Genomic DNA, 10,325 nt, shown 5'->3' with positions numbered 1-10,325 from the left:
AATAAATATAGTTGCTGTAAGGTTAGTTAAAAAGGCTGTAGCTAGTTTATTTAAAATGTCCATGATAGACATACCACTGATTAAACCTGTTACTAAACCAGCAACAACAACTGTTGCAAGAGTATCGAATTTCATTACAAACCCAATAACGACAATTACGATACCGATAAGTTTAATAGCATCATTCATATGTTTTTCCTCTTCCTTCGTAAAATTATAAAATAATTATACCAATAAATGTCGCTATATGCAAATTGATAGAGACAATATTTCATTAAAATACAAATTGAGCACCCTTACATTTTACGATATTTGAACAAATAAAAAGAGGAGTACTATAATACTCCCCATTCAATCGGCTGAATTGCCTTGGCATGTCCATCTTTCATGATGACCTTATCATCTACAATAATAGTTGGATTATGTGTCACTAAATCAAAATGTCCACGTGCATTATGACTGCCTCCTAAGGCAAGATTTCTGCCAAAACCAATATGGAATGTTCCAAAAGCAGACTCATCTTCAATATAGCTGGCTCCACGACACTTAGATATTGTATTTAAACCTATTCCAAATTCTGCGGCACAATACATTTCTAAATCATCAAATGATTCTAAGTATTCTTTCAGTTTACGTCCATCTTCTGTATCTTCGATATTAGTGATATAACCATTCTCTATTTTTATTTCTACAGGTTTATCCACTATTCCTATATATCCCATTGATCCATCTAATATAAGTGTACCATTTGTATGATATTCTACTGGTGGTATATAGATTTCAAAGCTGGATGATGAACATTTTCCTACTTCCCATAGAGAACCATGGAAGATACCTGGAAAACGATCTGTGATATCAAAGGTGAGGTCTGTACCACGTTTAGTCGTAACATGCATTGTTTTTGCATCACGTAATTCCCAGAACATTGGCATACCTAACATTGTGGCTTCATCAGGATCCATTTTTAAGAATTCCTGTTCAAATAATGATTCACCATTATTTGTAGACATTGGCATGGATAAGAACTGTGCGCCACGTGAAAGTGCATAGTTCACAGCATCTGTTGTAATAAATGAATAATTGGTTGCACCTACTATCGCATCTGCTTTAGCCATTTCCCATTTTAAATCATCTATACTTTTACCATTTTGTATTTCATGTGATTTTAATTGGACAACCTTACATCTAGCACCAATATGATCACATGCTTTTGAGAAGGCATCTGCTTCTTTAAGTTTTGTTTCATCTGTCACAAAATATACTAAATTATCTTTTGTAAGATGGAGCCAGTCTTCTACAACTATTCTTGCTCCTTCATTTATATTCATGTAAAATCAACCTCCAATGCTCATTATATATAAAATCAACATTTCTTGCGATACATATGATTGAAAACTACTCAACAACATATATTGCAGTTTAAACAGATACTACTCCTTCTACTCTTGTACGTATCTCAAAGAACCTATACAGATGGACACCTATTACCAAAAGTACAACATAATAATATGTGTACCAATGATTTATCTCATCTTGTGAATGCATCACTCTATGTATCTACAAGAGAAAAATCTTATAAGAAAAACTGGCGTAATTAACAGAATCACGCCAGTTCAGTAATTCAATTCTTAAGAATGCAGAATAGAGTCTCCATTTGTTTCAATGATTTCTTTATATTCTTCATAAGAATCTTTTAGTTTTCTTTCAAGTGTTCCATGTCCATCATTAAAACGATCTACATAGACAAAACCATAACGCTTCTTCATTTCTCCAGTACCTGCAGAAACAACATCAATAGGTCCCCAATATAAGTAACCCATGCATTCAACACCATCTAAAATAGCTTCATGAACATATTTTAAATGTTCCTTGATGTAATACATTCTATATTCATCATGAATATGTCCTGTTTCATCTAGATTTTCATCTAAACCAATACCATTTTCTACAATAAAGAGTGGTAAATGATAACGATCATATAAGATATTCATAACATAACGGATACCTTTTGGATCAACTGGCCAACACCAAGGTTCTGGTGAACATTCCTTTACAAATGGATTAGCACGTCCTTTTAATCCGCCTGTATTACCATCCATACCAACAGACTGATCATATGTAGTTGATCGATAATAACTAAATGAGAAGAATGCGACTGTATTTTCTTTTATTAACTGTAATTCATCTTCTCTTACTTCAGGTGCACAGTCATGTTCTCTCCATATACGTTTTACATAACCAGGAATTTCTCCTAAACAGAAGACATCACCAAAATAGAAATTATTTAATCTTACTGTATTGTATGCCCCAAAGACATTATCAGGATTGCAATCATATGGATATGTTGCAACAGATGAACATGTTAACATACATCCTACTTGTGCATCCTTATCAATCTCACGGCATAATTTAACTGTCCAGGCATTGGCTACACAGATATTATAGTAAGCAAGCCACTTATCTTTTTCAGTTGTTGAACCAATAGGATCACTTGGATCTTTTGGATTATCAATAGTGAGTACTCCACCAGCAACTAGTGGGTTAATCATCATATTATTGACTTCATTAAAAGTAAGCCAGTATTTTACTTTACCCTTATATCTCTTAAATACTGTAGTGACATAACGTTTCCAGAAATCTATGAGTTTACGATTACTCCATCCTCCATATTCAGTAATAAGATGTAGAGGTGTTTCATAATGACTTAATGTGATCACTGGTTCCATACCCAATTCCAACATTGTTTCAATCATATCATCATAGAAAGCTAAACCTTTTTCATTAGGTGTTTCTTCATCCCCGTTAGGGAAGATTCTACCCCAGGCAATAGATGTTCTAAAGCAGTTAAAGCCCATACCAGACATCAACTTTAAATCTTCTTTATATCTATGATAGAAGTCAATGGCTTCATGACTTAAGTATGCTTTATTAGGATCTAAGCACATTTCATATTTCTTTGTTTCTTCATTCCATTTAATACCAGGATCCTTAGAACCAATACCCACCATTACATCAGTGACATTAGGTTCTTTACCATCTTCTAGCCAGGCACCTTCACATTGATTGGCAGCAACAGCGCCACCCCATAAAAAATTCTTTGGAAAACTCATATTCTTTTCCCTCCTATAATTCTATTCTAATCTAAAATAAGAAAAAATATGTTGTTCTTCCTATTTATGAAAAATGTTTCTAAATATGAAAATACCTTAAAAGGCTATATGCATCATGCATATAGCCTTAACTATTATTTAATAATCTTGAAATAGTGACCTGGTTCAATCATGTCTAAGAACATCATTTCTTCTTCTTTTACATGACCACAAAGGTTTCTTTCACCATCATTTGGAATATCTCTTAATGCGATTTCTAATTCACCACGATAATGAGCTAAATTATCATTAACGATTAATACATCACCACGATGGAACATCTTCTGTTCTGTTTCACGATGTGGGATGCTTTCATCCTTATACTTTACTCTGCTTCCAGATGAACGTAAGAAGAATGAAGAATGATCATAACGGTCCCAATGTGGATAGTAATCATAAATGATTTCCTTTTCTACATCTGATAAACCTTCTACTTCATCAATCTTGAAGCAGATGTTCTGGTAATCAACTTCTGATAAAGCTTTTAATTCTTCTTCTGAAGCATAAGCATTACCAATGATAATATCATCAACATCTCCAGTTGCAAGCATTAAACGAGCCTGTAAATCAATTGGAAGACCTCTTAAGATTTCTACTGTTGGTAATCCACAGAATACATTCCAAGGACCATGTGTATGTGGCTGGTTACTTGATACGAATGCTGCTGTATGAAGATTTAATGATTTCCAATAAGCATTGAAGTTAACGAAATAGTTCCAGTCTAAACCAGAATATCTTTCTGGGAAGAAGTTATGACAGATAATAACCTGATCCTTGTTTCCACCCTGTTCTAATAATAATTCAACACCCTGGTCCATAGAACCGTTGAATTCAATCTGAATATTATAAGGGTTTCTAGTAACCTGGATATCTCCTGTAGTACCAAATGAACCATCTAAACGGATGATATCTACACCCATATCATGGAATGGTTTTAAATCACTATAAGTAGCTCCTAAATGTTTAAATACTTCTGGGTTAGTATCTACTGCAACAACATAACCTAAAGAATGTGCCTTATCCATGAATTCTCCAAAGTCCTTCATGATCTTTTCTTTTGGATCATTCACTGATAATAAACAAGTAAAGATTCTTGAGAAGCCATACTTAGCAGCAAGTTCTAAGTAATCATAAACTTCTTTCTGAGTTGATTTTTCAGGATAAACTGAAATTCCTAAGCGATGCATAATAAATCCTCCTATTTTTATTTTCCGATAACATTATATCATTTATACCAATAAAAACAATATGTATTTTATGTATTATGAATACGTTCTCTCTATATTATACAATAGTTGATTTAGTTTGCGTTAGATTTCATTATTTTGCACATGCTTTCTATTTGATATATAATGAGCATAATAAGGAGGCTTCTATGACACTCAATAATATATTAGCGTTCTGTGTGACATTCATTATATCAGTCATCCTAACCCCTTTTATCGGTAAAATCACAAAAGAAATGGGTATAATAGCTCATACTAATAATAGAACTGTACATCATGGTATTATTCCTCGTACAGGTGGATATGCCATCTATGTGGCATTCCTTATAGGGGCAATGGTATTCCTTAAAACAGATAATCAGATCAACTCTATATTAATAGGTGGTTTGATTGTTTTCTTGTTTGGCTTATATGATGATATTCATGACCTTCCTCCAAAGATGAAGGTTCTTGGACAGGTCGCTGCAGCACTTATAGTCATATTTTATGGTGGTATATCTTTAAAAGGATTTACTATTCCTTATATTCCTACTATTCTTTCTTATTCTATTGCCTTAATAGTCACTCTAGGATGGATTGTAGGTATTACCAATGCAGTAAACCTTATTGATGGATTAGATGGCTTATGTGGTGGTATATCCATGATTGTGTTGATTACTACAGGACTCATCTCTATCCATTATGGACGTACAGATATCACTTCATTAACACTCTTACTTGCAGGATCCATTGGAGGATTTTTAGTATTTAATTTCCATCCCGCAAAAATATTCATGGGTGACTGTGGGGCTTTATTTATTGGCTTCATGTTATCTGTGATTTCTTTATTAGGATTTGGATTTAAGACCTCTACATTCTTTACTTTAGGGGCACCTATTGTCGTACTCGCAGTACCTATTATGGATACACTCATTGCGATTATTAGACGTAAGGTTCATCATCAACGCTTTGATGAAGCAGATAAAGGACATTTACATCATAAATTGATGTTCTCACTAGAATTAGGTCAGACTAAGAGTGTTCTTATTCTATATATTGCGACCGCATTGTTTTCTATCTGTTCATTTATCCATATATATAGTGTGACTGCATCTGTTTTATTATTCGCATTATTACTCCTTGTATTTGAGATATTCGTGGAATATACCAATATGATTTCACGTAAATATAAACCAATTCTTACAATTCTCAATATATTCTTAAAAAGAGATGATTTACCAAAGATCAAGGAATCTAAGACATATTTAATGATAGCAAAAAGACATCATGTGAAATATATTCTTATTGGGTTCTTATGTGCTGTGATTGCAGTAAGTGGTGGATTTGTTTATTACACACACAATGATAAAAAACCAGTAGTAAATACACCAGTCATTACTTATGAAATGCCAAATCATCCTACTTCTTTAATGAAGTCAGTGCATGAAGATATTAATGCATCTCATACTAAGAGAAATACATGTCAGAATGTTGCTGCATTATTTGCGATTGATTTCTTTACTATTTCTAATAAGAAGAAAGATGAGATTGGTGGCGCGCAGTATTTCTATAGTGATCGTTTAGATAACTTTGAAGAGTTTGCGAAGTCTAGCTATTATGCAAATGTGAATGATATGATTGCGAATAAAACAAATCTTGATGAAGTCACAACATATGAAGTGAATTATACAAGAGCATCCGATGTCACATTAAGTGGTTTAGAGGATTATGAATATACGGATGTTGGATTAGAAATTACATTTAATAAAAAGAATTTCTATTACAACTATCAAACAATTAATATTAAAGTAACACTTATAGAAAAGAATAACCGTTTTAGTATTGTATCCCTTGATTACAACAATGGTGCGAACAAATAAAGGTGTTGTAATCGATATATTTTTATGATATTATTTATTCGCTAATGTAGAAAAAGTCTAAAAGAGAAGGAGGCAGGAAAAATGTTAGAAGTACTTTTGATCATTGTTTCTATAGCCCTAATTATTGTGTGTCTTTTACAAACGGGAAAAACTGATGGTATTGTTAATGCATTAACTGGCCAGAGCTCTAACCTTTTTGCACAGCAAAAAGAAAGAGGTGTGGATTTAGTTCTTACACGTATTACTGTGGGACTAGGTATTGCATTCTTTGTTATCGCAATTCTTATTAAAATGGCAGGATAATAATAAAGGGGCACTTATGAGTGCCTCTTTTCTTTTGTTGGAGGTGAATATATGAAAGAAGATGTTTTAGAATTATTAAAGAATAAAGACTTAAAGGATAGAAAAATAGATGCTCTTGCAAGTGCACTACATTATGATTCTACTGAAGAATATATCGCATTTGTAAAGCTTATGAATAGATTAGAAGAAGATGGTGAAGTGATTAGAGATAATCAGAATAACTATCATTTGATTGATGATTTCCATTATTTAAAAGGTGTTTTGAGTTTAAATAAAAAAGGATTTGGTTTTGTAAAGGTTGATGAAGAGACTGAATACTATATTAATAGCAAGAACCTCAATGGTGCTTTTGATCAGGATGAGGTTATGATTGAAACAACTGTCTATAGAGGAAAACCTGAAGGACGTGTTGTAAAGATCATTAAGCGTGGTATGACTCGACTTGTTGGATTAGTCAGAAAAGGTAGAAGAGAACTCATCATCATGCCTGATGATCCTAAGTTTACTGATTGGATTTATGTAGATGAAGCCCATGCACATGGGGCTATGCCTGGACATAAGGTTGTTGTAGAGATTAAGAAGTACAAGCCTTATTTAAAGGGTGATATTGTTAAGATTATTGGTCATAAGAATGATCCTGGTGTAGATATCTTATCTGTTGTGAATAAGTATGATGTGGATATTGATTTCCCACAGGCAGTCTATGATGAGATTGAATCTATTCCTCAATCTATTGATCCAAGTGATATTCCTAATCGTTTAGATATTAGAGATTGGCAGATTGTGACTATTGATGGTGATGATGCCAAGGATTTGGATGATGCGATTTCTTTAAAGAAATTAGATAATGGGAATTATCAGTTAGGTGTTCATATTGCGGATGTTTCATTCTATGTGAATGAAGGAACTGAATTAAATAAGGAAGCGATTCGAAGAGGGACTTCTATTTATCTTGTAGATAGAGTGATTCCTATGCTGCCCCATAAGTTATCTAATGGTATCTGTTCACTTAATGAAGGTGTGGACCGTTATGCAATTAGCTGTATTATGGAGATCAATGATAAAGGACAGGTTGTAGATCATAATATCTACCCTACTGTTATTAGAAGTTCTCATCGTATGACATACAATAATGTGAATGCGATTCTTGCAGGTCATAAAGGACTAAAGAAGAAATACAGTGATGCTGTTGAGTTATTCTTTAATATGAAAGAATTAGCTGCTATCTTAAGAAAGAAGAGAGATCGTCGTGGTGCGATTGACTTTGATGTAGATGAAGCAAAGGTTCTTGTAGATGATAAAGGACGTGCTGTAGATGTTGTCTTAAGAAATCGTGGTGAGAGTGATCATATTATTGAAGAGTTCATGTTATGTGCTAATGAAACAGTGGCTGAACACTTTAAATGGATGGATGTACCTTTCATCTATCGTATACATGAGTATCCTAAGAAAGAGAAGTTACAACAATTTGTTTCCATTGCGAAGCCTTTGGGTTATACTATTCATGGGTCTCTTGAAAAGATCAACCCTCATGAATTAGCACGTATGATTGAAGAATCTAAGGGAACACCTGAGCATGATATTATTTCTACATTATTATTAAGATCAATGCAGAAAGCACGTTATGATGCTCAATGTCTTGGACACTTCGGTCTTGCGGATGAATTCTATACACACTTCACATCACCTATTAGACGTTATCCAGACTTATTGGTACATCGTTTGATTAGAACTTACTTATTCAAGAATGATTATTCTAGAATGAATGAGTTTGAAGAAATGATTCCAGTACTTGCTGAACAGTCTTCTAATCGTGAAAGAATTGCGATTGATATTGAACGTGAAGCAGAAGATATGAAGAAAGCTGAATTTATGTCTCATCATGTTGGTGAGGTATTTGATGGTTATATTTCTTCTATTACAAGTTTTGGATTCTTTGTATCACTTCCTAATACCATCGAAGGTCTTGTTCATATGACTTCCTTAACAGATGATTATTATGCTTATGATGAAAAGAATCTTATTCTTATCGGTGAACATACAGGACGTATGTTCAAGATGAGTGATCCAGTAAAAGTCAGAGTAACTGAAGCAAATAAGCTAGAAAAGACAATTGACTTCGAGCTTGTAAAAGCTGGAAGTCATAGAAAGAAGAAAAGAAAATTCCGTACAAGAAGGTAATATATATGAAAATCATCTCAAATAACAAAAAAGCATATCATGATTATTTTATCCTAGAAACTTTTGAAGCAGGTATTGAACTAAAAGGTACTGAAATCAAGTCTATTCGCAAAGGCAGTGCCAACCTTAAGGACTGTTTTGTAAGAATTAAAGACCATGAAGCTTTTATTGAGAATATGTATATTGCCCCTTATGAAAATGGAAATATCTTTAATCATGAACCTAGACGTATCAGAAAACTATTGCTTCATAAGAAAGAAATTAGTAAACTAGAGAAGAAGGTTCGTGAGGATGGTTTAACAATCGTTCCTACAAAGCTTTACTTCAATACCTCAAAAGCAAAGCTAGAAATTGCTCTTGCAAAAGGTAAGAAGCTCTATGACAAGCGTAATGATTTAAAAGAAAAAGATGCTAAGCGCGATATTGAGAAAGCTCTCAAACGCGCTTATTAATGGGGGCGTCTTGGATTCGACAGGGGTCAGTTTGAATCAGGCAGCAGTCGTTGGCAAACGTTACATGCACAAACAAATATCTGGAAACAGAACAAATTACGCTTTCGCTTAATAGTCGACATAGACTTGCGAATGCAGACCTATCTGCGCTTACACCTTTAGAGTCTGTAACATAACCTGTAAGATAAGGAATATAGGATGTTCTGACTATATTCATGAAAATCAATCAGAAATCGGTATGCGAAAGATTGCTTATTGATCGTAACATACTTAAATTGATTCAATAAGATAAACTGTAGACACCTGATATGGAACGGCTTTTGGACGGGGGTTCGATTCCCCCCGCCTCCACCAAAATTAAGAGTTAAAATGAATCTCATCAAAAAAACTGATGAAATCAACATTTTTTAAGATATTTTAAATAATCAAGAAATAGCGATTTATGTGGGTGTCACTACCTAAAAATCGCTATTTTTTACTTCAAAGATGAGGTAAAATGGATGTAATAAAAGTAAAGATTACAGATTATTTATGTTTGATGGAAATTATTAGATAATTATTTTTTGAAAGGAAGTGTTTTTCATGAATTATATTTTAAAACAGTATGATAATGATTTATTGTATTTTTCTATGAAAAATACAAATGACGGATTAGAAGTTTTGATTAATAATGTTAATCAAAATTTACAATATCTTTTACCATTAGACTTAGAATTAAGCAATGAAGGATTAAAAAAATGGCTTCAAAAAAGGACAATTCCTAGAAATAGAGCCTATGTTTCTAATTTTTTATCTCGATTAGGATTAAATGAAAAAGATACAAAAGGTATTATTGATATATGTCAAGGCTTATCATTGAATGATAGTTATTGGGTTGTGCAAGAAAATTGTAAAGATTTATTTAAAGATAAAAATCTTTATCATAATTCTTTTAATACAAATATTGCTTCCATTGCTTTTACAGGATATGGAATCTATAAATGAACTAAATACTGTTTATCGCCTGAATTTACAACAAATGGGATGCTTGCAAAATCATGGAGAAGAATAAAAAATAATATTCTTCTTTATAAATCAGGAACAGAAGGATTTGCGAATAGTGGCTTAGAACCTTATAGTGAATATTATGCTTCACAAATTGCCAAAACAATGGAT

At 32.9% G+C, this 10,325-nt stretch carries 9 protein-coding genes and 1 other RNA gene; 6 read left to right on the top strand and 4 right to left on the bottom strand.

Annotated features, from left to right (window positions below):
• The 4 genes from ACT8VG_RS03530 to ACT8VG_RS03515 form a co-directional block, all read right to left on the bottom strand.
• On the bottom strand, positions 1-189 hold a 189-nt coding region (locus tag ACT8VG_RS03530; RefSeq protein ID WP_444195217.1), incomplete at its 3' end, for a 5-oxoproline transporter, DUF969 family subunit.
• Positions 190-335: 146 nt separating this feature from the next.
• Positions 336-1,328, bottom strand: a complete 993-nt coding sequence (locus ACT8VG_RS03525; RefSeq protein ID WP_444195216.1) for an aminopeptidase — start codon at positions 1,326-1,328, stop codon at positions 336-338.
• A gap of 300 nt (positions 1,329-1,628) precedes the next feature.
• A complete protein-coding gene (locus ACT8VG_RS03520) occupies positions 1,629-3,110 on the bottom strand; it encodes a glycoside hydrolase family 1 protein (RefSeq protein WP_195921093.1) in 1,482 nt (493 codons plus the stop codon).
• A 134-nt stretch (positions 3,111-3,244) separates the two neighbouring features.
• Positions 3,245-4,336 (bottom strand): DUF871 domain-containing protein, encoded by a 1,092-nt coding sequence (locus tag ACT8VG_RS03515; protein ID WP_444195215.1) that lies wholly within the window; start codon positions 4,334-4,336, stop codon positions 3,245-3,247.
• A 188-nt stretch (positions 4,337-4,524) separates the two neighbouring features.
• On the opposite strand from ACT8VG_RS03515, the gene ACT8VG_RS03510 reads away from it, so the two are divergent.
• The 6 genes from ACT8VG_RS03510 (at position 4,525) to ACT8VG_RS03485 (ending at position 10,154) form a co-directional block, all read left to right on the top strand.
• Positions 4,525-6,234, top strand: coding sequence for an MraY family glycosyltransferase (locus tag ACT8VG_RS03510; protein ID WP_444195214.1), 1,710 nt, complete (start codon positions 4,525-4,527; stop codon positions 6,232-6,234).
• Positions 6,235-6,315: 81 nt separating this feature from the next.
• Positions 6,316-6,537, top strand: coding sequence for a preprotein translocase subunit SecG (secG, locus tag ACT8VG_RS03505; protein WP_006504859.1), 222 nt, complete (start codon positions 6,316-6,318; stop codon positions 6,535-6,537).
• Between the two features lie 51 nt (positions 6,538-6,588).
• Positions 6,589-8,718 (top strand): ribonuclease R, encoded by a 2,130-nt coding sequence (gene rnr / locus ACT8VG_RS03500; RefSeq protein WP_444195213.1) that lies wholly within the window; start codon positions 6,589-6,591, stop codon positions 8,716-8,718.
• Between the two features lie 5 nt (positions 8,719-8,723).
• Complete coding sequence (smpB, locus tag ACT8VG_RS03495; protein WP_006504861.1) at positions 8,724-9,170, top strand: SsrA-binding protein SmpB; 447 nt, start codon at positions 8,724-8,726, stop codon at positions 9,168-9,170.
• A 1-nt stretch (position 9,171) separates the two neighbouring features.
• Positions 9,172-9,524, top strand: a transfer-messenger RNA (tmRNA) gene (gene ssrA / locus ACT8VG_RS03490).
• 228 nt (positions 9,525-9,752) lie between these two features.
• Positions 9,753-10,154 (top strand): hypothetical protein, encoded by a 402-nt coding sequence (locus tag ACT8VG_RS03485; RefSeq protein ID WP_444195212.1) that lies wholly within the window; start codon positions 9,753-9,755, stop codon positions 10,152-10,154.
• Positions 10,155-10,325: the final 171 nt, after the last annotated feature.

The sequence above is a fragment of the Catenibacterium sp. genome (assembly GCF_052354645.1).
Taxonomy (GTDB): Bacteria; Bacillota_I; Bacilli_A; order Erysipelotrichales; family Coprobacillaceae; genus Catenibacterium; species Catenibacterium mitsuoka_A.
The sequence above is the reverse complement of the archived record's forward strand: the minus strand, read 5'-3'. Positions and strand labels throughout refer to the sequence as shown.